Origin of the sequence: Bacillus sp. es.034, assembly GCF_002563655.1 — a bacterium.
GTDB lineage: Bacteria > Bacillota > Bacilli > Bacillales > Bacillaceae_B > Rossellomorea.
On the sequence record NZ_PDIY01000001.1, the window covers coordinates 2,284,420 to 2,307,521 of the forward strand.

Sequence of the window (23,102 nt, forward strand, 5' to 3'; positions counted from 1 at the left end):
AAAAAAATAGATGAAGGAGGGTGGCGATGATGGGCGATCGTGAGAAAAACGACAAAAAGATTTCTATTAAAATCAATGGGGAAAAAACGAAGTTTGATGAAGATCTCCTTGTGTACGATTGGAAGTTGGGGGAATCGGAAACAGCTGCCGGGGAAGAGGCGAAGGATGACGGGTTTGATTGGATCCTTCCCGATGAAGAAGCCGAGCCTCCACAGGAATATAAAAAGATCCATTATGTGTCTGGAAGTAAGAAGAAGAAAAAATCGTTTATTAACCCGTTTCAGGATTCGGTCAACCTGGTCATGTCTTTGATAGGGGCGATCGTTGTGGGGGCGGTCCTTGGTTTCGGGACCCTTAAGGTGATTACGACGACCGATGGACCGGCTGCACCTGCTGCAACGCTGGAGGATAACACCTCAACAGGGAAAACGGACGATCAGCAGGCGGTTTCTGCCGTCGAATTAAAGGATTTTTCTACCTCCATTCTACAGGGTGGTGTGTTTTCGACAGAAGAAGCGATGAAGGCCATGAAGGATAGTTTAGGGGCAAAAGGTCTTCCTAGTGCATCTGTGGAAAAAGATGGCCAATTCTTTTTGTTGCTCGGAGTTTCCGGTGACTTGGAAACGGCCAAAACCCTTGGCGGGAAACTGAAGGATCAAGGGGTGGACGTTTATGCGAAGGATTTTGTGATGGGATCCAAAGGGGTCAATGCTTCAAAAGAAGAAAAAACGTTCCTGGAAAAAGGGAATGCTCTCTTCGGCGCTATAGCCCAGGCCAGCAGCAGTGGAATGACCGGGGGGACTGCAGATGAAGCCGCCATCAAAACGATTCAATCCGGAATGGAGGAATTGGAAGGAATCAAGGTCGGTCAGGATTCCATCGCCTCCATGAAGAAATCATTGATGGATGCAGGGAATCTCGCAGCGGCGATGAAATCTCAAGAAGACGCACAAAAAGTTCAAGAGAATTTATTATCTTATCTTCAACTATATAGCGGGTTATAATTTCGACTGAATTAGACTATTTTCTAGGAAATAATGGTCCTTGAGCTGCCTCGGTACGTGGGATTCTTCCCTTGTACCGAGGCAGCTCTGTTTTCACTTGTTTACTATGGTGGGATTTGGTAGTATAAGTTTGTATCTCCCAATTACCCTGAAAGGAATGGTATGGTGTGTCCAACCTCATACTCGCTTCACAATCTCCCCGACGAAAAGAACTTCTCGAACAAATTCAACTCTCTTTTTCCATTATGGCCTCAAGTGTAGATGAAACCTTTTCTTCTGATTTAATGCCCCTTGAAGTCGTCATGTATCTCGCAAAGAAAAAAGCCAAGGTAATATCGAATCAACATCCCTCTCACTATGTGATCGGCTCTGACACCGTTGTGACAAAAGACGGTAAGATTCTCGGGAAACCGGAATCGAAAGAAGAAGCGAAAGACATGCTCAGGATGCTTTCGGGCTCTTCCCACGAAGTTTACACAGGTGTGGCGATCCTCCATGGTGAGGAGGAGAAACTTTTTTATGAAAAAACAGATGTTACGTTTTGGGAGTTAACCTCTAAAGAGATTGATGACTATATCGCAACAGAAGAACCTTTTGATAAAGCCGGGTCATATGGGATCCAGGGAATCGGCGCGAAATTCGTCAAAGAAATCAAGGGCGATTATTTCGCAGTCGTCGGCCTCCCGATTTCACGTGTGAATCGTGCGCTACTCGAAATGGGCTATCTTCCTTCAGAATGACTCCTTCACGTAAGAATAGGAGGAATCAATGGTAAAAACAATGCAAAAGCAGGAAGAAAACCGGCTGATGATCAGGGATTTCCCCCAGGATGAGAGACCGCGGGAAAGAATGATCCAAAGCGGAGCAGCCAGCCTGTCCAATCAGGAACTGCTCGCCATTTTACTCCGGACAGGAACAAAATCTGAGTCCGTTCTTCAATTATCCAACAGACTCTTAACTCAATTCGACGGATTGAATCTATTAAAGGATGCGTCCCTGGAAGAGATCACGAAAACGAAAGGGATCGGTCTTGCCAAGGCGGTCCAGATCATGGCTGCCGTGGAATTCGGCCGGCGTATCAGCAATCTCGCCTTTGATGACAGATATTCGATCCGTTCCCCTGAAGACGGGGCCAACTATGTCATGAATGATATGAGGTTTTTGGCCCAGGAGCATTTTGTCTGCTTATACCTCAACACAAAGAATCAAGTCCTACACAAGCAAACCATCTTCATCGGAAGCCTCAACGCCTCGATCGTACACCCTAGGGAGGTGTTTAAAGAAGCCTTCCGCCGCTCCGCTGCCTCCATCATTTGCATCCACAACCATCCATCGGGAGATCCGACTCCGAGCAGGGAAGACATAGAAGTGACAAAAAGATTGGTGGAATGCGGTCGAATCATTGGTATTGATATACTCGATCACCTTATAATAGGGGAGAAGAAGTTTATCAGCTTAAAGGAAAAAGGGTATTTATGACACTATGATTTTTTTCCTGGTTACGATATAATAAAGCTTATGATTTTTACAAACAATATCGTGATTCAATATAACGCGGGCTTACTGAAATAAAAGAGTCATTCTACAAGGGAATGAGTCTTTTCGTTATGCATGAACGAAGCATTATTGTGACGAAAATTAAGAGGTAGAGAGTGATTGGACAACTCTCCTATGAAAACACATAAACCTTTATAAAAACCAGCCAATTTGTATCAGAAAGGGAGATACCATTCATGTTTGGAACGAAAGATTTAGGGATTGATTTAGGAACTGCTAACACATTGGTGTACGTGAAAGGCAAGGGGATTGTCGTTCGCGAACCTTCTGTTGTGGCACTTCAAACAGAAAATAAGCATATCGTTGCAGTGGGAAATGACGCCAAGAACATGATCGGTCGTACACCGGGGAATGTCGTGGCGCTCCGCCCGATGAAAGACGGAGTCATCGCTGACTATGAAACGACCGCCACTATGATGAAGTACTACATAAAGCAGGCGACACGAAATAAGGGAGCTTTTTCACGAAAGCCTTATGTCATGATATGTGTACCTTCAGGCATTACAGGGGTTGAGGAAAGAGCGGTCATCGATGCGACAAGACAAGCTGGTGCACGGGACGCTTACACGATTGAAGAGCCTTTCGCAGCGGCGATCGGAGCCAATCTCCCGGTATGGGAACCGACAGGGAGCATGGTCGTGGATATCGGTGGAGGAACGACGGAAGTGGCGATCATCTCTTTAGGTGGAATCGTGACAAGTCAATCGATCCGCGTTGCCGGGGATGAAATGGATGATGCGATCATCAACTATATCCGGAAGACATACAACCTGATGATCGGTGACCGTACAGCGGAAACAATCAAGATGGAAGTTGGTTCTGCAGGGGATTCTGAAGGCATCGAAGCGATGGAAATCCGCGGGCGGGACCTTCTGACAGGACTGCCTAAAACGATTGAAGTAACGGCTGTGGAAATCGCATCCGCCCTTCATGATACCGTCTACACGATTGTTGATGCCGTTAAGAGTACGCTTGAGAAGACTCCACCTGAACTTGCAGCTGACATCATGGACAGAGGGATCGTGCTGACCGGGGGAGGAGCACTTCTTCGTAATCTTGATAAAGTGATCAGCGATGAAACGAAGATGCCGGTACTTATTGCCGAAGAACCACTGGATTGCGTGGCAATCGGGACAGGGAAAGCCCTTGACCACATTCACTTATTTAAAACACGTGGAAAATAATAATTGATCGTAATGGGGGACGTTTCCTTAAGGATGCATGGGCAGCCTTAAGGCCGGCCCCATCTTTTTTCGAAGAACCATGAATATTTTGACGAATGATATCAAATATAAACGATTTTTGATATAGTATTTACTAGAATGAGAAAAGGTTGAGGTGTACATCATGCCACAATTCTTCCTGAATAAACGTTTGATCATTCTGCTCGTCAGTGTCATTGTCCTGGTGGGATTAATCGGATTTTCTTTGCGGGACCGGGATAGTATCAGCTGGCCGGAGCAGTTTGTGAAAGATATGGTAGGATTCGGACAATCGTTGGTTTCAAAACCAGTCAATTATGTAGCCGGAGTTGTTGATAACGTTCAAGATCTTCAAAATACATACACAGAAAACGAAAAACTGAAAACGCGTTTGGATGAGCTGATCAAGCTTGAAACAAAAGTGAAAGACCTGAAGCAGGATAACGATGAATTACGGTCGGTCCTGGATAAGAAGGAGAACCTTCGCGCTTATAAAACGGTTCAGGCAACCGTCATTGCACGAAATCCGGATCAATGGCAGGAGCTCATCACCATCGATAAAGGTGAAGTGAACGGGATCCAGTCGGATATGGCCGTCATCTCTTCAGCCGGATTGATCGGAAAGATTAAAAGCGTCAATGAATTTTCATCTACCGTCGAATTGATTTCGACCAATAATACAAAAAATCGCATTTCCACCGTCATCCAAAGTAAAGAACAGGATATAAACGGTTGGATTGAAGGTTACGACAGCAAGAAAGAAGAAATTTTGGTGAAGCGGATTTCCAACGATATGAAGGTCGAAAAAGGATCCAAAGTGATGACCTCTGGCCTCGGTGGCGTGTTCCCTAAAGGATTGGTCATCGGTGAAGTGAAGGAAGTCAAGCCGGATCAATATGGACTGACGCAAACGGCATATGTAAAGCCTGCCGCCGATTTCTATCATTTAGAGCATGTCATGGTCATCGATCGTGAAATCCAAGGTGTGACGGAACAGGACGCGCTTGAGGAGGAAGAGCAATGATCAGCAGGCTCCTCCTTCCGTTCATGACCTTGCTTTTCTTCTACAGTGAAAGTCTGTTTGTCCATCTTTTCCCCAGTGAAGAGTGGTTCGATCAGAAAATGATCGTACCGCATTTCCTGATTATTGTGCTGTTCTTTATTTGTGCATTTTATCAATACCGGACCGCACTTCTTTATGGATTCATCTTTGGCTTCTTATTTGATATTTATTACACTGAAATCAATGGGATTTACCTGGTGTTATTCCCGTTCGTCATCTTTTTGTCCCATCAGATGATGAAGGTGTTACATAATAACCTCTTTGTATTAGGGATCATAACCCTTATGAATATCTCTGTTTTAGAGTTTTTGGTATACGAGATCAACCATATTATCAATAGGACGGATTTGACGTTCATGCAGTTTGTCGACTGGCGTTTATGGCCGACCTTGGTCCTGAATGTCCTGTTTTATATCATTCTTGCATTTCCATTTAGAAACTACCTTCTGAATAAACGGAAAGAGTGGTTGGATGAATAAATTCCATTAGTAATTTTTTCATATAAAGAGGAAATGACACTGCTTATGTCGAATTTATAGACGACTGAGGTGAAAAATTACGACATGAATAAGAAGCCAAATGTGATGATCAAGGGAACCAAAGAAGGACTGACCCTTCATCTCAACGATCAATGCTCGTTTCAGGAATTAAAAAAAGAGCTGGATGATAAGCTGTCTGCCCAGTACAGGGAAACAGAAGGAACCCCTCTCTTGACGGTCAATATCCAAACTGGCAATCGGTACTTGGAAGAAGATCAAGTGGAAGAGTTGAAGGATATTGTAAGACAAAAACGCAATTTAGTGGTAAATGAAGTATGGAGTAATGTCATAACAAAAAATGATGCAGAGAAACTCATAGATGAACGAAATATCGAAACCCTCACAGGGGTCATCCGTTCGGGACAGGTCATTGAAGTGGCCGGTGATATCCTCGTAGTGGGAGATGTCAACCCCGGGGGGAAGGTCCTCGCCGGGGGGAATATTTACATATTGGGTTCATTAAAAGGGATTGCCCATGCCGGCTGCAATGGAAACGACGAGTCGGTCATCGTGGCTTCGAAAATGGTCCCATCCCAGCTTCGGATCGCAGATTCCCTGAACCGTGCACCTGACCGGGTGGAGGAAGAGGATGATCGCGAAATGGAATGTGCGTATGTGGATGAAAGTGGCCAGATCGTTGTCGATCGATTGCAGGTTTTAAAGCATCTCAGACCAAATATTACTAGTTTTAAAGGAGGAAGCTAATGTGGGTGAAGCAATAGTTGTTACTTCAGGTAAAGGTGGAGTGGGAAAGACGACTACTTCTGCCAATGTTGGTACAGCATTAGCTCTACAAGGCAAAAAGGTTTGTCTGATTGATACGGATATCGGCCTCAGGAACCTGGACGTGGTGATGGGCCTTGAGAACCGGATCATCTATGATTTAGTGGACGTAGTGGAGGGCAGATGTAAAATCCATCAGGCCCTTGTGAAAGACAAGCGTTTCGAAGACAAACTATTCTTACTGCCGGCTGCTCAGACGAGTGATAAATCCGCTGTCAATCCTGAACAGATGAAAAAGCTGGTACTGGACTTAAAGCAAGACTATGACTATATTATTATTGACTGTCCTGCAGGCATTGAGCAGGGGTATAAGAACGCCGTTGCAGGTGCAGATCGCGCGATTGTCGTGACCACGCCTGAGATTTCGGCTGTCCGGGATGCGGACCGGATCATCGGCCTACTGGAGAAGGAGAACATCGAGCCTCCGAAATTGGTGATCAATCGTATCCGGAATCATATGATGAAAAATGGTGAAATGCTGGATGTGGATGAAATCACCTCCCATCTTTCCATCGATCTTCTTGGAATCGTCGCAGATGATGACAATGTGATCAGATCATCGAATAAAGGCGAACCGATCGCACTTGATTCGACAAGTAAAGCGTCGATTTCTTACCGGAATATTGCAAGACGGATCTTAGGTGAATCGGTCCCGCTGCAATCCCTGGAAGAAGAACGAACGGGCGTCTTTATGAAAATTAAAAGGTTATTTGGTGTCAAAGCCTAAAGATATCGCCGGTCCCGGCAGGTCGCATGATGCGAGTTGCCGGGACTTTTTTGTGTTCTTCATGAATATTCCTACGGGACAAGTCATACATTGTAGCAAAACATGTGTAATGGAATCTTGGTATGGATCTGACACCCGTTTGCCCATCAGCAGGAATGGACCAAACCAATCACTGGTTATGAAACAATACCTTATAAAAAGGAATGGTGTACATGGGGAATCGAGCGGATGAAATACGAAAGAGGATAGCAAAACGAAAAAAAATGGGAGGGGCGGGCTCCGGCGACAATCCATCATACTTTCTGCCGACGGATGAGGAACGCTATGGAATGGAGCGTCAGACAAGCTTTGAAGGCGGTCCTCCCCCGGAAGGAGTCCATTCTCTTTTTAAAAAAGAAACCTTCATGCTGAAAATACTCGGGGCTGGGATCATGGTGTTGGTGACGGCCATCATGTTCAAAAGTCCTTCTCCCGCTTTCACTGACGCAAGATCCGTTGTCATGAAGACAATGGATACGGAGTTCCAATTCGCCGCCATTTCCACCTGGTATGAAGATCAATTTGGAAAACCACTTGCTCTGTTGCCTGCAAGTAATTCCGGCAAAGAATCCGCGTCCGAACAAAGTGCTGAATATGCAAGGCCTGCTTCAGGGAAGGTCGTAGAAAACTTCAAGACCAATGGGCAGGGGATCATGCTGCAGACGGTCCTTGGTGAGGATGTAACGGCTATGAAGGGAGGTTTGGTTCTATTTGCAGGGAAAAAGGAGGAGCTGGGGAATACGGTGGTCATTCAACATGCGGACAAATCGGAATCGTGGTACGGCAATTTGGAGTCGATTGATGTGAAGCAGTATGAATCAATCAAGAAGGGCTCCCTTGTAGGGAAGGTTTCATCCAGCAGTCAAGACGAAGCAACGGGCGAGTTTTATTTCGCGATAAAAATGGGTGATGAATTCATCGACCCGATCCAGGTGATGTCATTTGATTAATATCCTTTCACTATTGAAGAAATTTTACGTCCATCCCTTGCTGTGGCTTGTGATCGGGATTGCCATCATGACGGCCCACTTCTTTGAACTGATCCTGCTCCTCGTCATCATCACGATCCATGAACTGGGCCATGGGCTCATGGCTCAATCCTTTTCGTGGAGGGTGAAGAAGATCGCCCTGTTACCCTTTGGGGGCGTCGCTGAGATGGATGAGCACGGAAACCGTTCTTTGATGGAGGAGTTCTGGGTGGTGACAGCCGGCCCCCTGCAGCACGTCTGGCTCATTGCAGTTGGCTTCGGTCTCTTGGAGTTTGGCTTGATCAGTCAGGACACCTTTTCACTTTTTTTTCAATTAAATATGATGGTGTTGCTGTTTAATCTCCTGCCCATCTGGCCGTTGGACGGGGGGAAGCTGGTTTCCCTGCTCCTTGCGACGAAGTTAAATTATTTGAGGGCGTATGAATACACGCTCCTCTTTTCGTTTGGATTATTATTACTGTTCCACCTGGTTGTACTCATCATCGCTCCACTGCACCTGAATTTGTGGATCGTCCTGTCCTTCCTGTACTTCTCCCTTTGGGTCGACTGGAAGCAAAGGAGATATGCGTTTATGAAGTTTTTATTAGAGAGGTATTACGGGAAGAGCCATCAATTTGTGCAGCTGAGGCCGCTCCCCATTGAAAGTGATGAATCCATCTTGACGGTGGTGGAACGGTTTCAGCGGGGTGTGAAGCATCCCCTGGTTGTATTTGAAAAGGGGGTTGAAGTGGGGAAACTCGATGAGAACGAGCTGCTCCACGCCTTCTTTGCGGAAAAGATGACATCAGCCAAGACGAAGGATCTTCTTTACCTTTATTGACGAATGGATACGAACTGTATAAAGTAAGGGCATACTGGTAAAAGGGTTGAAATCAACCCTTTTTTCTTATGAGTTTTTCCGTGGGAAAGGGGTTTAGGTATGGAAGAAATGATTGTACACAGTAAGGGCAGGGAAAAACGGTGGGTACACCGTTCACATAATGAAATTATCGGTCTATATACATATCCGCCTGGAGAAGAAAGCTTAACGGGCAATATTTACTTGGGACGGGTCGTCAAGGTCCAAAAGGGACTCGGTGCGGCGTTTATCGATTTTGGGCAAGGAAAGAATGGTTATCTTCATGAAAAGGACTTTCCGCAAAATGTGAAAGCGTATCATGAGGGGAGCGATCCGACCCCGATCGGGAATTGTGTCCATGAAGGGGAAAAAATCATCGTTCAGGTTCTAAAGGATGAGATGGGGACGAAGGGGGCCAGATTGACCTCGGTCATTGAACTGAAGGGTGAACATCTGGTGTATATGCCAAAGGGCTATTATGTCGCGGTATCGAAAAAAGTGGATGAGGAAAATCGTAAGGTATTGAGGCGATTAGCACATGAGTGGAAACAAGGGGGAGAAGGCATTGTGATGCGCACCAACGCCTCAGGGGTGAAAGAGGCAGTGTTACAAGAAGAGGTGAACTCCCTGCGTGCACGCCATGAAAGGCTTGAGAGGGTATCGATTAGGGCGAAGTGTCCGTCCCTCCTGTCCCGGCAGGATACCTTCTATGAGGATCTCCACGAGTATTTGAAAAAAGGAGAGGGTGGGAAGATCGTCTTCGATGAGTATGACAGCCTTCTTCAGGTCGAGGAAATGAGCGGGGCGGGGATCAAAGAAAAATGGTCGTTCGAGCTTTATCAGGGTCATGAAAATATTTTTAAACATTATGACGTTTACTCGGCATGGGAAGACGCCCTGAAAAAAATAGTGTGGCTTCCGAACGGGGCCACTCTTGTCATCGAATCAACGGAAGCCATGACAGTTGTGGATGTCAATTCCGGAAAATTCACCGGGAAAGACAATCTGGAGCAAACCATTCTGGAGACGAATAAACTCGCGGCAGCAGAAATGGCGAAACAGCTTACGATCCGCAATTTAAGCGGGATGATCCTCATCGATTTCATTGATATGAAGAAGGATAGCCAACGGCAGGAAGTGATGGATGCTCTTTCAGAAGCCCTTGTTTCAGACCGGCAGCGGACAACGATTGTAGGGTTCACAAAACTCGGGATCCTCGAATTGACCCGGAAGAGGACACGTCAGCCTCTTGCGGCATCCTTGACCCGTTCATGCTCGGTATGTCATGGTACAGGGACGGAAATGAGTCCGGAAGCGATGGCCTTCCAGCTTGAACGGGAGCTGTGGGAATGTGAAGGGATGGACGGCTCACGAATTGATGTGGAAGCGACCCGGGAAGTAGCGGAAATGTTTGCAGGGAAACAGGGCAGCCACATCGAGAGACTCCAGAAAGCATTGAATAAAGTGATCAACATTAAGGAAATCACTCACGATCATCCTTATTTCAGAATAACGAAGATCGTATGAATTTCTTGAATGTTATTGACAGTATATCGATTTATGTGATAGGATTCTAATGTTATTGATTGTAGCACCCGTGCTACAACCGCTCATTACAGGTACAAAAGCTTGGAGCAATCCAACACCTGTCATTGGCGAGTCTGAGTTTATAAGGAGGTGCGATTATGTACGCAATTATCGAAACAGGTGGTAAGCAAATCCGTGTAGAAGCTGGTCAAGCAATCTACATCGAAAAGCTTAACGGAGAACAAGGCGATACGGTAACTTTTGACAAAGTTCTATTCGTTGGTGGTGACGATGTGAAAGTAGGAAGTCCTTTAGTGGATGGAGCTACTGTAACAGCGAAAGTTGAAAAACAAGGCCGCGCGAAAAAGCTTGTAGTATTCAAATACAAAGCGAAAAAGAACTACCGTCGTAAGCAAGGTCACCGTCAACCTTACACTAAAGTTGTCATTGACGAAATCAACGCGTAAGGCGTGGTTACATGATTAACGTTTACGTAGAGCGTTCCTCCGGGAAAAGGATCCGTTCTTTCTCCATGGATGGACATGCTGATTTTGCCGAAAATGGGCAAGACATTGTCTGTGCAGGTGCTTCTGCTGTTTCATTCGGCAGTATTAATGCCATTATGGCGTTAACCGGTGTAGAACCGTCCATCGAGCAATCCTCTGATGGTGGATTCCTTCGCTGCGCCATCCCTGATGATCTTCCGGAAGAAACGGAGAGCAAGATTCAGCTGCTGCTCGACGGCATGCTTATCAGCCTCCAGACGATTGAAAGAGACTATAGTGATTTTATTAAAATAACCTTCAAAAAGTAGGAGGTGGAACAGATGTTAAGATTAGACCTTCAGTTTTTTGCGTCCAAAAAAGGAGTAGGTTCGACTAAGAATGGTCGTGACTCTATCTCAAAGCGCCTTGGTGCTAAGCGTGCAGACGGTCAAATGGTTTCTGGTGGATCAATTCTTTACCGTCAACGCGGTACGAAAATTTATCCAGGCCTAAACGTCGGCCGTGGCGGCGACGATACACTTTTCGCTAAAACCGACGGTGTTGTTCGTTTCGAACGCATGGGTCGTGACAAGAAAAAAGTGAGCGTATACCCAGTTGCGAATGAAGCTTAATCGCATATCTTTAACGAAAACTCTAACCGACTTTCGGTTAGAGTTTTATTTTTATCAAAGGTATATGTCCGATTTTCATTCACATACACCAATTTCACAGAAACAATATACGCACGACGCCCATCTTTGATATACTTACAGGTAGCACTTAAGTATAGGAGTTAGATTATGAGCGAAAATTGGGGTGTAGTCGAGGCGTTAAGGCATGCCCGCCACGACTGGATGAATGATTTGCAATTAATTAAAGGGAATCTGGACCTTGGCCGTGTGGAGCGGGCGAAACAGGTCATCGAGGAAATGGTCCTTGTTGCACAAAATGAATCTAAGCTTTCGAATGTAAAGCTTCCATTGCTGGCAGAATGGATATTAACCTATAATTGGTCAAGACATTTGATTAAGCTGGATTTTGAAGTCCTTCGACTCGAGCCCCACCGGCTTGAAGATCAAAGACTTTACAACTGGTGCAAGGAGTTTCTGGAATTCCTTGAATCAAATGTAATGAACAATGTAGAAAATCAGTTATCCATAATACTTGACATTACTAAAGAACAATCCCGTTTTATATTTGATTTCACAGGTATACTAAAGAGTACAAGCTTAGTGGAAGACTGGATCAAAAATCAACGATCAAACGGAGAAAATATAGAAATAGAACAACTGCAAGAAGAGGTTCTTGTCGTTCATGTAATCGCTGAATAAATTGAAGCGATTGCAGTGATAAGTTAGGAGTGAAAGTATGTTTATAGATCAGGTCAAGGTTTATACAAAGGGCGGTGACGGAGGAAACGGTATGGTTGCCTTCCGTCGTGAGAAATATGTACCTAAAGGTGGTCCCGCCGGTGGAGATGGCGGTCACGGTGCAGACGTTATTTTCGAAGTGGATGAAGGCTTAAGAACGTTAATGGATTTCCGCTATCAGCGTCACTTCAAGGCACCTCGTGGAGAGCACGGGATGAGTAAGAATCAGCATGGACGCAATGCAGAGGATATGGTTGTCAAGGTTCCACCCGGGACAGTGGTGAAGGACGATGATACAGGTGAAACGATTGCCGACCTTGTGCAGCATGGTCAACGTGCAGTGATCACAAAAGGCGGACGCGGAGGAAGAGGGAATTCCCGCTTTGCTACGCCTGCGAATCCTGCACCCGAGCTTTCTGAGAAGGGTGAGCCGGGTCAAGAGCGTTATATCGTGATGGAATTAAAGCTTCTCGCTGATGTTGGATTGGTAGGATTCCCGAGTGTCGGGAAATCAACGCTCCTTTCCGTTGTATCGGCAGCGAAGCCAAAGATCGCTTCCTACCATTTCACTACGATCGTACCTAATTTAGGAATGGTGGAAACGGGAGATGGAAGAAGCTTCGTCATGGCCGACCTTCCAGGATTGATTGAAGGTGCCCATGAAGGCGTAGGACTAGGACATCAATTCCTTCGTCATATTGAACGTACGCGCGTCATCGTGCACGTCATCGATATGAGCGGTATGGAAGGAAGGGATCCATACGAGGATTACCTGACGATCAATGAAGAGCTTAAGCAGTACAATCTTCGTTTAACCGAGCGTCCGCAAATCATCGTTGCCAATAAAATGGACATGCCGGATTCGGAAGAGAATCTGAAGGTCTTCAAAGAGAAACTTCAGGAAGAGTATCCTGTGTTCCCGATTTCAGCAGTTACTCGACAAGGTCTCGCTGAGTTGTTGTATGCCGTTGCGGATAAAGTGGAGACAACAGCTGAATTCCCGATCCATGAAGAAGAAGAGACGGGTATTCACCGGGTTCTTTACAAGCATGAAGAGGAAGAAAAAGAATTCGAAATCACGCGTGATCCTGATGGTACATTCGTCGTCGGCGGTGCGAAAATTGAACGCTTGTTCAAAATGACGGACTTCTCACGTGAAGATTCCGCAAGACGTTTCGCGAGACAGCTTCGCTCGTATGGTGTAGATGATGCCCTCCGTGAACGTGGTGCCAAAAATGGCGATACGATCCGCTTGATAAAATATGAGTTCGAATTTGTAGATTAAGTTTCATCCTTTATCTATTCAGAGGAAATGACAGGTGGCGGCTGAAATCTGCCGCCACCTGTTCTACAATAGAAAGCGAAAGCGGTTTTATACGGGGCTAGCTGCCTCGAACCTCTACAGTCAGACAATTGGAGGAATAGTCATTGGGGAAAAAATTTCAAGAAGGCAAGTTTTATTTAGTGCGTGAAGACGTGCTGCCGGAAGCGATGAAGAAGACCCTGGATGCAAAAGAATTAATTGAAAGGGGCAAGGCGGATTCGGTCTGGGAAGCGGTCCACCGGGTCGATTTGAGCCGGAGCGCCTTTTACAAATACCGGGATACGGTATTTCCTTTCCACACCATCGTGAAGGAACGGATCATTACACTGTTCTTTCATTTGGAGGACCGGTCAGGGACGTTGTCTCATCTATTAAGTGAAACAGCCGAGCATGGTTGCAATATATTGACGATCCATCAGACGATTCCGCTGCAGGGAAGAGCGAATGTCACACTTTCCTTGAACGTAACGGACCTCACGATCGGATTGGAAGACTTACTCTCAAAGCTCCGTCGTTTGGAATTTGTCGAGAAAGTGGAAGTGTTGGGTTCAGGAGCCTGACGCTTCTTTTTTTATAGGAAAACCTTTCCCTTTGATTCCATACATGTTAGAATGTTCAATAAATTTCAATAGAGCGAGAGGAAGATCAGAGTGAAGATTGCATATTTAGGACCACAGGCTTCCTTTACAGATTTAGCCGTCAAGAAGGCTTTTCCCGAAGAAGAAACGGTTTCGTATGTGACGATACCCGATTGCATCGAGGCGGTGATCGAGAGTGAAGTGGATTACGCCGTTGTGCCTTTGGAGAATGCCTTGGAAGGCTCGGTACATATTACGGTGGATTATTTGTTTCATGAAGCGAACTTAGCGATTGTCGCTGAATTGACGTCCGCCATTCAACAGCACTTAATGATCCATCCGGCGTGGAGTGACAGTGAAGACGAGATCGGGAAAGTCCTTTCCCATTCCCACGCACTCGCGCAGTGTCATAAATTTTTACATAAGCAGTTTCGCGGGGTACCGCTGGAGCAGACGACGAGTACGGCTGCCGCCGCTAAATTCGTGAGTGAGAATCCTGATTCATTCCTCGGGGCGATCGGGAACGAGCTGGCAGCAGAAAAATACGGATTGAACATCCTGCATGAAAACATTCATGATTTTGCCTATAATCATACCAGGTTCATCGTCTTGCATAAGACACCGGATCCATTGACCCTGACCCAGGAGAAGAGCATGGAGAAGACAACCCTGATGGTGACTCTTCCGAAAGACCGATCTGGAGCGCTTCATCAGGTACTCTCCACGTTTGCCTGGAGACAGCTGAACTTAAGTAAAATCGAATCAAGACCCCTGAAAACGGGACTCGGTGATTATTTCTTCTTGATTGATGTGGCGCATGAAATGGATGATGTCCTCCTTCCGGGAGCCATCAGTGAAATGGAAGCCCTCGGATGCACGGTGAAAATGATCGGGACATATTCTTCTTATTTATTGGATAACTAAAGAAAAAAGGCAGATCCCTTATGGATTCTGCCTTTTTTCACTTGCCTCCATGAATGGAATAGCCGCTGTCAGTCTTATAAATCACCCTGAATCAAGAAGCCTGCTTCGTGGAGCGCATTCTCTGCTTTATCCAGGGTTTGTTCCGTTTGGGCCATCAGTGTATGTAAATGGACACCGTCGGTCAATTCGGATAAAAAGGATGCCCCGGTTTCTTCAATCTTCTTCATGAATTGCTCGACTTCCTTGCGATTTGACACCATGATGGATGCGGTCAGATCACCATACACACCGTGTTCGATCCTGACATCCTTTACCGTGACCCCGTGATCGACAAGTAAAAAGAGTTCCTCTTCCGACCGGTGAGGGTGATGCTTGCATGCGACCGTCCGTTCAACCATCGTATCCTGATTCGAGGCAGGCATGAACAAGTAGCCTTGACTCGTCGCGATGATGGGTTCGCCTTTGGCTTTAAGTAAGGTGATGTCACTGACGATCACCTGCCGGCTGACATTGGTTTGCTTTGCGAGCTCTCCCCCTGTAATCGGGGCTTGCTTCGTCATTAGCTTATCAAGGATCCACTGTCTTCTTTCTTCTCCCAGTATTTTTTTTCCTGCCACCATTATCTCCTCCGTCCCCAATCGATATAGGAAATCATATCACAACCGGCTCTTCAAGTTAAGGAAGATGTCAGGGACGCATATATATCAGATAATGCGTGGACCAATTCTGTTATGTTTTCCTCCCTTGTATCCCTTCCAAATGATATCCGGATGAATTCCTTTCCTGCTCTTTCACTGACGCCCATACTCTGAAGGGTCTTGGGTAAGTCGTGTGAACCGGCACCGCACGCACTGCCCGTTGAAATCGCCATTCCGCGTCTGTTGCATTCAAGCATGAGCCACTGTCCCTCAAGGCCGTGGATGCCAAGACCGATGACATGCGGCAGCTGTGCATGTGCCGGCCCTTCATAAAGAGTGTACCGTCCGGACAGCTGTTCTTCCAGTCCATTCAAAAAATGCGTTCTCAACCCCATGTAATAGGATGTTTCAAAGGAACGGTAGCATAGATCAGCGGCAGTCACAAATCCTGCTATCCCCGGAAGATTCACCGTTCCCCCCCTGAATCCGCCTTCGTGGGTCTGTCCCGGTATCATGGGGGTGATGTCCAGGGCTGGATTGATATAAAATGCGCCGACACCTTTGGGACCGTAAATCTTATGGGATGAGAGGGTGAAGCTGTCGACCTTTGAAGTGAATTCCGTGAGGTCCATTTTCCCAAATGATTGAACCATATCGCTGTGAAGGAGGATATCACGATGTCTCAGTAGATCATGAATGGCATGGAGTGGCTGGATCGTTCCGATTTCCCCATTAACGTGTCCGATGCTCACAACGGTCGTCTGTTCTGAGAGCGATTCTTTTACAATGAGGGGATCGATCAGGCCATCTGAGGTAAAAGGGATCTTCGTGACAGTAAAGCCCAGCCCCTGAAGGAAAGCGGCCGAGGAATGCAGGGAAGAATGCTCGGCTCCTCCGATTATGATATGTTTTCCTTTTTTTTGCCTGCTTAATGCAAGGGTGACGAGGGCTAAATGGTTCCCTTCCGTCCCTCCGGAAGTGAAGTGGATCCCTTTAGAGTGGACACCGAGCATAGAAGCCATTTTTTCTCTGCATCTTGATAGCAGATGCCCTGCTTTCCCTCCAATATCGTGAAGGCTGCTCGGGTTGCCCCAGATTTCTTCACTAACGGTACGAAATACGTGTAAACTCTCTGCATCTACAGGGGTTGAAGCAGCATAATCAAAATAGTTCATCATGTAACCTGCCTTTAATGGGAATTGTCTGAATATATGAGTCTTGTAAAAAACTCTTGTCATTAGTTTAAATATGTGTAAATATATGTGTCAAGACACCTGTAAATAATCAGGAGGGTTTTTTGATGGAAAAAGCCGAGATCATCATCGTAGGAAGTGGCATTGCCGCTTTGCAATTGGCACGAAGACTTCAAGATCATTATTATGTGATGATTATCACAAAGGATAAAATTGAAAGTGGTAACTCGTATCTCGCTCAAGGAGGGATCGCGGCACCTGTAGGACTGAAGGATTCTGTCCATGCCCATATGAAGGATACATTGGAAGCAGGTTGCTATCATCAGTCTGAAGATAGTGTGAAAGAACTCATAGTGGATGGAAAAAGGATCGTGGAATCCCTGGTGTATGAGGGTGCACCTTTCGATCGAAAAAAGGATGGGAGTCTTTCTCTTGGAATGGAAGGGGCTCATAGTGAACATCGCATCCTTCATAGCGGGGGAGATCAGACGGGGAAATATGTAATGAACCATTTATTGAAATCCCTTTCACGGGAAAAGGTTCAATTCGTGGAACGGGAAATGGTGTACGAACTTGTTAAAAATGACAGGGGGCAGTGCTGCGGGGTGAAGACTAAGGATAAAGATGACGCCATCCGCTTTTACTATGCTCCTCATATTGTCCTTGCCACAGGGGGAATCGGTGGGTTATATCCTTCTACATCCAATCATCCCTCCGTGACGGGAGATGGGATGGCCCTTGCCTTCCTTGCAGGAGCAAAGCTTTCCGATATGGAATTCATTCAGTTTCATCCGACGCTCCTTTGGTCGGAGGGTAAAACATGCGGTCTGATTTCAGAAGCGGTGAGAGGAGAGGGAGCCATACTCCTGAATGATGAGGGAGAAAGAATCATGGAGGGCATCGATCCCCTCCTGGAACTCGCTCCAAGGCATATTGTGGCAGAGTGTATATACAAGGAACGGCAGAAAGGAAGAAATGTGTACCTGGATATTAGTAGAATAGAAGACTTTCAAGGGAAGTTCCCTTCTATTACCTCCCTATGTTTAAAACATCACATTCCGATCGGGGAAGGGAGGATCCCTGTTTCCCCTGGTTGTCATTTTATGATGGGAGGGATCCTCACTGATCGGTCAGGGAGGACCAATATTCCCGGACTCTATGCCATCGGGGAAGTGGCGTGCAGCGGCATCCACGGTGCGAATCGCCTGGCGAGTAATTCATTGCTGGAAGGATTGGTGTACGGGGAGCGGCTCGGTGAATATTTGATCCAGTGTGGAGCCCTAACCTCCGCCAACGTCCATTCCCCATTGGACACGATTGTCGAGGGGGAGCCATTATCCATCCCTTTTAAAGCACACGAATTAAAAGATGGAATGATGAAACACGTTGGAATCATTCGGAGGGAAGAAGGATTATCCGCTCATTTGAAGTGGTTAAAAGAACAGCCTCTTACCTTCCGTGAGCATTTTGATTTTAATTCACGTGAAGAAATTCACTTGTATTTCATGTGGATCGTTAGCGTTCTAATTACAGAGTCTGCACTAATAAGGACAGAAAGCAGGGGAGGCCACATCCGGGCGGATTTCCCAAAGGAAGATAATGCAGGATGGTTGAAACGGAAAATGGTTCTACAACTAAATGAAGGGCGATTGAGGGTGGACAATCATGAACAAAATGAAACTAAAATCTATGCTTGAAACGTTTTACATGGAAGATCTGGGTGATGGTGATGTATCTTCTAATATTCTGTTCAGTAAAAGCGATGAAGGCTCCTTTTCTCTATTCATGAAAGAACAGGGTGTTTTTTGTGGAAGAGATGTGATTGAAATTGGCTTTTCTTTAATTGATCCCAAAGTGGATGTCCAGGTATTCGTTAACGATGGGGATTGGGTGGAAGCGGGACAATCAATTGCTGAAATCCGTGGTCCGATGGGGGATCTCCTCCAAGGGGAACGGGTCATCCTCAATTTGATCCAGCGCATGAGTGGTATTGCAACGGAAACGTATCGTGCGGTTGAACAGGTGAAAGGCACCGGGGTCCGGCTGTGTGATACACGGAAAACGACGCCGGGACTCCGGATGCTTGAGAAGTATGCTGTAAGGACCGGGGGCGGGTTCAACCACAGAAATGGTCTCTATGATGCTGTCATGCTAAAAGATAATCATATTTCTTTCGCCGGGTCGATCACCGAGGCAGTGAAGCAGGTGAAAAGGCAGATCGGTCATATGGTGAACGTGGAAGTGGAAATTGAAACGAAAGAACAATTATTGGAAGCGGTTGATGCAGGGGCAGATGTCATCATGTTCGATAACTGTACTCCGTCGACGATTAAGGGGTGGATACATCTTGTGCCGCCTCAGATCGTGACGGAAGCATCGGGCGGCATCACCAGGGAGAGTCTTCCTGCCTATGCGGAATCAGGGGTTCATTATATCTCCCTCGGGTACTTGACACATTCTGTGAAATCACTTGATATCAGTGCAAGAGTACGAATAGGGAAAGGGGTATGAACATGGGATTACTCGATGAATTAACAAAAGAAACGAACGTACTGCCTGAATCAATCACGAGCCTCTCGACAGTCGAGATGGAAAATAGAGTGAGGGAAATCAAGCTGCAGTTGGGAAAGAAGCTTTTCATACCCGGGCATCATTACCAAAAAGACGAAGTGATCCAATTTGCTGATGCCGTTGGTGATTCCCTTCAGCTTGCTCAACTGTCGGCTGAGAATAAAGAGGCGGAGTTCATTGTGTTTTGCGGTGTTCATTTCATGGCTGAAACGGCAGACATCCTCACGGAGGATCATCAGGTGGTCATCTTGCCGGACATGCGGGCCGGATGTTCCATGGCGGATATGGCAGACATTTATCAGACGGAAAAGGCGTGGGGCAAGCTTATGGAGATGTTCGGTGACAGCATCATCCCCCTTACCTATGTGAATTCGACTGCAGCCATCAAAAGCTTTGTAGGAAAGAATGGGGGAGCCACGGTTACATCTTCCAATGCCCACAAAATGGTGGAATGGGCATTGGGGGAGAAACAGCGTATCCTTTTCCTGCCTGATCAGCATTTAGGACGTAATACAGCGGCTGATCTTGGCGTTTCCTTAAGTGAGATGGCCGTTTGGGATCCCATTCAAAACGAATTGGTCTATGATGGCAACATGGAAGAAGTGAAAGTGATCCTATGGAAAGGTCATTGCTCGGTGCATGAAAATTTCACTGTGAAAAATATCGGGGATATCCGTGAAAATCATCCCGGCATGAAAATCATCGTCCACCCTGAATGCCGCCGGGAAGTGGTCGAGAAGTCCGATTTGAATGGCAGCACAAAATACATTATCGAAACGATTGAACAATCACCTCCCGGATCTGCCTTTGCGATCGGTACTGAGATGAATCTCGTAAAAAGGCTGATCAAAGACCATCCGGATAAACAGATCGTCTCCCTGAATCCATATATGTGCCCATGCTTGACGATGAACCGGATCGATTTACCACATCTCCTTTGGTCATTGGAAAAAATAATGGAGCGAAATCCCGAAAATATCATCAAGGTGGATCAAGATGTCTCAAAGAATGCACTCTTCGCTTTAGAACGCATGTTGACACGTGCTTGATGCATCCCATAATAAAAATGAACAAGCTGAAATATACCGTACCCATTAAGGATACGGTATATTTTTTTTTCATATCTCATAAGTTTTTATGTAGATGATTAGCAATTTGCCTATCTTGTCATAGGATATATAGACTTATGCCTGAGGAGGGAAAAAGAGTGAAAATCCATATCGTTCAAAAAGGGGATACTCTTTGGAAGATCGCCAAGAAGTATGGCGTGAATTTCGAAGAATTAAAACAGATGAATGCCCAGCTTTCAAATCCCGATATGATCATGCCCGGCATGAAAATAAAAGTGCCGACTACAGGCGGAACCGTAAAGAAAGAGACACAAATCAAATACGGATCCAAAGAGATGCCGATGAAGGAGATGCCTAAAGCAGAGCATCCATTCAAAGAGCAGAAGCCTATGGCCATGCCGGTCGAAGAACCAAAGAAAGAAATGCCGAAAGAAGTACAAAAGCCTTTTGCACCAAAAATGCCGAAACCAGTTGTTCCTGAAATTGACATTAACAACTATTACATGATGAATATGGCAAACATGCAAGTGCAGCAGCCGAAGCAACAGGCCAAACCAATGCCAAAACCTAAATCACCGCCTAAACCTACCAACGTACTCCCTAAAGCAAAAGAACAGCCAAAGCCGATGCCAAAACCAAAACAAGAAGCCGTAAAAGGTGTTCAAGAAGAAGAAAGCTTACAAATGCCATCACAACCACAAGGAGGGAACACCCAGCCTATGTATTATAATCCGAATAATTGCGTACCTGTATCACCGGTCATGCCAGGATCAGGATTCTGTCCGCCGCATGGAATGCATCCGGGAGCAGGTTATGGGATGCCGATGGGGCAAGGAATGCCAATGGGTCAAGGGATGCCTATGGGACCTGGCAGTCAGGTTCAAGGAGCTCAATCGATGCCAGGAATGCAGAACATGCCGATGATGCCGCAAATGGGATATGACGAAGAGTCGTCCTCTGTTATGCCGTATATGCCTCAAGGACAAATGCCGATGCAGCAGCCAATGCAGATGCCGATGCATATGCAGCAACCGATGCAAATGCCGATGCAGCAGCCGATGGGTCAGCCGTCAGGAGTGATGGGTGCATCAGAAGAGAACTTCCCATCGGTTCAAATGCCGCAGCAACAGGCTCCATACATGCCGTATCCACAGAACTGCTATCCGGTCTCCCCGGTCATGCCGGGACCAGGATTCCAAGGCGGCGGTATGCCGGGCGGGTATCCGATGGGACCTGGAGGCCAGGTTCAGGGAGCGATGTCGGATGAGTCGCCTTCCATGGGCGGATATCAACTGCCGATGGGCCAACCGTCCAATGTGATGGGAGCACAGTATCAAACGCCTATGGGTCAGCCATCCAATGTGATGGGAGCAAGTGACCAGGGGGATTGCGGATGTGGTGGACCACAATATGGTCAAATGATGCATCAACCGATGATGCCGCAGCAAATGCCTCAAGGAATGCAGCAGCCATACGGCTTCGGTCCGGGAATGATGGGTCAGGGAATGCCTGGTCAAGGAATGCCGATGGGACCTCAAGGTCAGGGAATGGGAATGGGCCCTCAGGGGATGCCGATGGGACCTCAAGGCCAGGGTATGCAAATGGGATCACCGGGAATGTTTGGTCCAAGAGCATTTAGCATGCCGAATTTCAATGACGATGATTTTGAGGGATAAGATGCATGCGCGAGGGGACGATTATTCACATCGTCTCCTTTCTTTTTTGCAATATAAATTAAAGGATCCCGGGGCATCACTGAAAACGATCAAAGAAGGGAAATGGGTACTGAAAAGCCATGGGAGTAAATGGTTCGTCAAACGATTTCCCAATCAATCAAAGTTCCTCTTGCAGGAACGGCTGATTTCAACCCTATTAAGGGAAAAGTTTTATCATGTCCTGCCATTTCATCCCATTCATGAACGGGAGCTATTATTATTTGAAGGATCCCCCATCGGTATTACGATGTGGCTGGACACGTCGAGGGCCATTCATTACGACCAGGCGGCTGACAGGGATGATGCATTGCACGTATTGAAAAAGTTTCATGCTGTTTCAAAGACAATCCGTGGTTCATGGACAGAAGAGATTCCTCATTATAACTGGCTGAAGAAATGGAAAAAACGGCTGATGCAGTTTCAATATAATCTCCCCTATTTGCAGGCATTCATTCAGCCGTATTACTTATATACGTATTTAGAGTGGGGGAAATGGGCACTAAAAGAATTGAAATCGGTGGGCATCCATGAATATGGTGACTGCATCACTCATGGAGATGTGGCGCATCATAATTTCTTAAGGGGAAAGAACGGGCTTGTCTATTTGATCGACTTTGATCTTATGTCACTCTCCACGGAAATAACGGACGACCTGCAGTACTGCAATCGGATTTTGCCTTATTTAAATTGGTCCCTCAGTGATATCAAAAAAATGGAACACTTCCATACTTATCGCGATCACCTTATCTTTCACATCGGATTGATGTATCCATCCGATGTATTCAGGGAGTGGAACCGATTCATCAGGGAAGATCAATCGTACAAACAGCGTGTATGGGGTTATTTAACGAACTTGACGATTCAGCAATTCTCCCAGCGGATGCAATTCAATCAAGAATTGCACGGAGAAGTGAAAAGGATCAATACCCAATTGTAGGGGATGTCTCCAAACATTGACCCGAATGA

25 protein-coding genes and 1 other annotated feature are annotated in these 23,102 nt (G+C 46.2%); of the genes, 23 read left to right on the top strand and 2 right to left on the bottom strand.

The features are described from left to right. Positions 1-26 precede the first annotated feature (26 nt). The 18 genes from ATG71_RS11575 to pheA all read left to right on the top strand — a co-directional run bounded on the left by ATG71_RS11575 (position 27) and on the right by pheA (position 14,949). Complete coding sequence (locus ATG71_RS11575) at positions 27-1,004, top strand: SPOR domain-containing protein (RefSeq protein ID WP_098439734.1); 978 nt, start codon at positions 27-29, stop codon at positions 1,002-1,004. A 167-nt stretch (positions 1,005-1,171) separates the two neighbouring features. Then, positions 1,172-1,744 (top strand): Maf family protein, encoded by a 573-nt coding sequence (locus ATG71_RS11580; RefSeq protein ID WP_098439735.1) that lies wholly within the window; start codon positions 1,172-1,174, stop codon positions 1,742-1,744. A 28-nt stretch (positions 1,745-1,772) separates the two neighbouring features. Beyond that, entirely contained in the window at positions 1,773-2,483 is a 711-nt protein-coding gene (gene radC / locus ATG71_RS11585; protein WP_286162986.1) for a RadC family protein, read from the top strand. A 254-nt stretch (positions 2,484-2,737) separates the two neighbouring features. Then, positions 2,738-3,745, top strand: coding sequence for a rod shape-determining protein (locus ATG71_RS11590; RefSeq protein ID WP_098439736.1), 1,008 nt, complete (start codon positions 2,738-2,740; stop codon positions 3,743-3,745). Between the two features lie 163 nt (positions 3,746-3,908). Further along, positions 3,909-4,787, top strand: a complete 879-nt coding sequence (mreC, locus tag ATG71_RS11595) for a rod shape-determining protein MreC (RefSeq protein WP_098439737.1) — start codon at positions 3,909-3,911, stop codon at positions 4,785-4,787. Further along, positions 4,784-5,305, top strand: coding sequence for a rod shape-determining protein MreD (gene mreD / locus ATG71_RS11600; RefSeq protein WP_098439738.1), 522 nt, complete (start codon positions 4,784-4,786; stop codon positions 5,303-5,305). The genes mreC and mreD overlap by 4 nt, the downstream gene beginning before the upstream one ends. A gap of 84 nt (positions 5,306-5,389) precedes the next feature. Continuing rightward, on the top strand, positions 5,390-6,070 hold the full coding sequence (gene minC, locus ATG71_RS11605; protein ID WP_098439739.1) for a septum site-determining protein MinC: 681 nt from the start codon (positions 5,390-5,392) through the stop codon (positions 6,068-6,070). 1 nt (position 6,071) lies between these two features. After that, positions 6,072-6,875: a septum site-determining protein MinD gene (minD, locus tag ATG71_RS11610; RefSeq protein ID WP_079532449.1), complete on the top strand. Its 804-nt coding sequence runs from the start codon at positions 6,072-6,074 to the stop codon at positions 6,873-6,875. A gap of 212 nt (positions 6,876-7,087) precedes the next feature. Beyond that, on the top strand, positions 7,088-7,864 hold the full coding sequence (locus tag ATG71_RS11615) for a M23 family metallopeptidase (RefSeq protein WP_098439740.1): 777 nt from the start codon (positions 7,088-7,090) through the stop codon (positions 7,862-7,864). Further along, a complete protein-coding gene (locus ATG71_RS11620; protein ID WP_179886520.1) occupies positions 7,857-8,723 on the top strand; it encodes a site-2 protease family protein in 867 nt (288 codons plus the stop codon). The genes ATG71_RS11615 and ATG71_RS11620 overlap by 8 nt, the downstream gene beginning before the upstream one ends. A gap of 99 nt (positions 8,724-8,822) precedes the next feature. Next, complete coding sequence (locus ATG71_RS11625) at positions 8,823-10,268, top strand: Rne/Rng family ribonuclease (protein WP_098439741.1); 1,446 nt, start codon at positions 8,823-8,825, stop codon at positions 10,266-10,268. A gap of 67 nt (positions 10,269-10,335) precedes the next feature. Next, positions 10,336-10,414: a sequence feature (ribosomal protein L21 leader region), on the top strand. A gap of 12 nt (positions 10,415-10,426) precedes the next feature. Next, complete coding sequence (gene rplU / locus ATG71_RS11630) at positions 10,427-10,735, top strand: 50S ribosomal protein L21 (RefSeq protein WP_060670849.1); 309 nt, start codon at positions 10,427-10,429, stop codon at positions 10,733-10,735. Between the two features lie 11 nt (positions 10,736-10,746). Further along, entirely contained in the window at positions 10,747-11,082 is a 336-nt protein-coding gene (locus tag ATG71_RS11635; RefSeq protein WP_098439742.1) for a ribosomal-processing cysteine protease Prp, read from the top strand. 12 nt (positions 11,083-11,094) lie between these two features. Next, positions 11,095-11,385 carry a 50S ribosomal protein L27 gene (rpmA, locus tag ATG71_RS11640; RefSeq protein WP_034757227.1) on the top strand — a complete coding sequence of 97 codons (291 nt, stop codon included), beginning with the start codon at positions 11,095-11,097 and terminating at the stop codon, positions 11,383-11,385. Between the two features lie 168 nt (positions 11,386-11,553). After that, positions 11,554-12,084, top strand: a complete 531-nt coding sequence (locus ATG71_RS11645) for a Spo0B C-terminal domain-containing protein (protein WP_060670845.1) — start codon at positions 11,554-11,556, stop codon at positions 12,082-12,084. Positions 12,085-12,121: 37 nt separating this feature from the next. After that, positions 12,122-13,408 carry a GTPase ObgE gene (obgE, locus tag ATG71_RS11650; protein ID WP_060670843.1) on the top strand — a complete coding sequence of 429 codons (1,287 nt, stop codon included), beginning with the start codon at positions 12,122-12,124 and terminating at the stop codon, positions 13,406-13,408. A 143-nt stretch (positions 13,409-13,551) separates the two neighbouring features. Next, a complete protein-coding gene (locus ATG71_RS11655) occupies positions 13,552-14,007 on the top strand; it encodes an ACT domain-containing protein (RefSeq protein WP_098439743.1) in 456 nt (151 codons plus the stop codon). Between the two features lie 90 nt (positions 14,008-14,097). After that, complete coding sequence (pheA, locus tag ATG71_RS11660; RefSeq protein ID WP_098439744.1) at positions 14,098-14,949, top strand: prephenate dehydratase; 852 nt, start codon at positions 14,098-14,100, stop codon at positions 14,947-14,949. A gap of 74 nt (positions 14,950-15,023) precedes the next feature. Here pheA and ATG71_RS11665 read toward each other — a convergent pair whose 3' ends face one another. Next, the gene (locus ATG71_RS11665; RefSeq protein ID WP_098439745.1) at positions 15,024-15,569 is read right to left on the bottom strand and encodes a transcription repressor NadR; all 546 of its coding nucleotides are present in this window, start codon (positions 15,567-15,569) and stop codon (positions 15,024-15,026) included. Positions 15,570-15,619: 50 nt separating this feature from the next. Beyond that, positions 15,620-16,765: an IscS subfamily cysteine desulfurase gene (locus ATG71_RS11670; protein WP_286162987.1), complete on the bottom strand. Its 1,146-nt coding sequence runs from the start codon at positions 16,763-16,765 to the stop codon at positions 15,620-15,622. 122 nt (positions 16,766-16,887) lie between these two features. Between ATG71_RS11670 and nadB the strand changes: the two genes are divergently transcribed. The 5 genes from nadB to ATG71_RS11695 all read left to right on the top strand — a co-directional run bounded on the left by nadB (position 16,888) and on the right by ATG71_RS11695 (position 23,073). Further along, positions 16,888-18,477 (top strand): L-aspartate oxidase, encoded by a 1,590-nt coding sequence (gene nadB / locus ATG71_RS11675; protein ID WP_098439746.1) that lies wholly within the window; start codon positions 16,888-16,890, stop codon positions 18,475-18,477. Further along, complete coding sequence (gene nadC, locus ATG71_RS11680; protein WP_098439747.1) at positions 18,446-19,291, top strand: carboxylating nicotinate-nucleotide diphosphorylase; 846 nt, start codon at positions 18,446-18,448, stop codon at positions 19,289-19,291. The genes nadB and nadC overlap by 32 nt, the downstream gene beginning before the upstream one ends. Positions 19,292-19,293: 2 nt before the next feature. Then, on the top strand, positions 19,294-20,400 hold the full coding sequence (gene nadA, locus ATG71_RS11685; protein WP_098439748.1) for a quinolinate synthase NadA: 1,107 nt from the start codon (positions 19,294-19,296) through the stop codon (positions 20,398-20,400). A gap of 158 nt (positions 20,401-20,558) precedes the next feature. Continuing rightward, entirely contained in the window at positions 20,559-22,097 is a 1,539-nt protein-coding gene (gene safA / locus ATG71_RS11690) for a SafA/ExsA family spore coat assembly protein (protein WP_098439749.1), read from the top strand. Next, positions 22,075-23,073: a phosphotransferase gene (locus ATG71_RS11695; RefSeq protein ID WP_142953476.1), complete on the top strand. Its 999-nt coding sequence runs from the start codon at positions 22,075-22,077 to the stop codon at positions 23,071-23,073. The genes safA and ATG71_RS11695 overlap by 23 nt, the downstream gene beginning before the upstream one ends. Positions 23,074-23,102: the final 29 nt, after the last annotated feature.

Bases quoted from the DNA above. Each gene is read 5' to 3' on its own strand.
- ATG71_RS11575 (WP_098439734.1), top strand. From the start codon at position 27: ATGATGGGCGATCGTGAGAAAAACGACAAAAAGATTTCTATTAAAATC.
- radC (WP_286162986.1), top strand. From the start codon at position 1,773: ATGGTAAAAACAATGCAAAAGCAGGAAGAAAACCGGCTGATGATCAGG.
- ATG71_RS11590 (WP_098439736.1), top strand. From the start codon at position 2,738: ATGTTTGGAACGAAAGATTTAGGGATTGATTTAGGAACTGCTAACACA.
- mreC (WP_098439737.1), top strand. From the start codon at position 3,909: ATGCCACAATTCTTCCTGAATAAACGTTTGATCATTCTGCTCGTCAGT.
- mreD (WP_098439738.1), top strand. From the start codon at position 4,784: ATGATCAGCAGGCTCCTCCTTCCGTTCATGACCTTGCTTTTCTTCTAC.
- minC (WP_098439739.1), top strand. From the start codon at position 5,390: ATGAATAAGAAGCCAAATGTGATGATCAAGGGAACCAAAGAAGGACTG.
- ATG71_RS11615 (WP_098439740.1), top strand. From the start codon at position 7,088: ATGGGGAATCGAGCGGATGAAATACGAAAGAGGATAGCAAAACGAAAA.
- ATG71_RS11625 (WP_098439741.1), top strand. From the start codon at position 8,823: ATGGAAGAAATGATTGTACACAGTAAGGGCAGGGAAAAACGGTGGGTA.
- rplU (WP_060670849.1), top strand. From the start codon at position 10,427: ATGTACGCAATTATCGAAACAGGTGGTAAGCAAATCCGTGTAGAAGCT.
- ATG71_RS11635 (WP_098439742.1), top strand. From the start codon at position 10,747: ATGATTAACGTTTACGTAGAGCGTTCCTCCGGGAAAAGGATCCGTTCT.
- rpmA (WP_034757227.1), top strand. From the start codon at position 11,095: ATGTTAAGATTAGACCTTCAGTTTTTTGCGTCCAAAAAAGGAGTAGGT.
- ATG71_RS11645 (WP_060670845.1), top strand. From the start codon at position 11,554: ATGAGCGAAAATTGGGGTGTAGTCGAGGCGTTAAGGCATGCCCGCCAC.
- obgE (WP_060670843.1), top strand. From the start codon at position 12,122: ATGTTTATAGATCAGGTCAAGGTTTATACAAAGGGCGGTGACGGAGGA.
- ATG71_RS11665 (WP_098439745.1), bottom strand. From the start codon at position 15,569: ATGGTGGCAGGAAAAAAAATACTGGGAGAAGAAAGAAGACAGTGGATC.
- ATG71_RS11670 (WP_286162987.1), bottom strand. From the start codon at position 16,765: ATGATGAACTATTTTGATTATGCTGCTTCAACCCCTGTAGATGCAGAG.
- nadB (WP_098439746.1), top strand. From the start codon at position 16,888: ATGGAAAAAGCCGAGATCATCATCGTAGGAAGTGGCATTGCCGCTTTG.
- nadC (WP_098439747.1), top strand. From the start codon at position 18,446: ATGAACAAAATGAAACTAAAATCTATGCTTGAAACGTTTTACATGGAA.
- nadA (WP_098439748.1), top strand. From the start codon at position 19,294: ATGGGATTACTCGATGAATTAACAAAAGAAACGAACGTACTGCCTGAA.
- ATG71_RS11695 (WP_142953476.1), top strand. From the start codon at position 22,075: ATGACGATGATTTTGAGGGATAAGATGCATGCGCGAGGGGACGATTAT.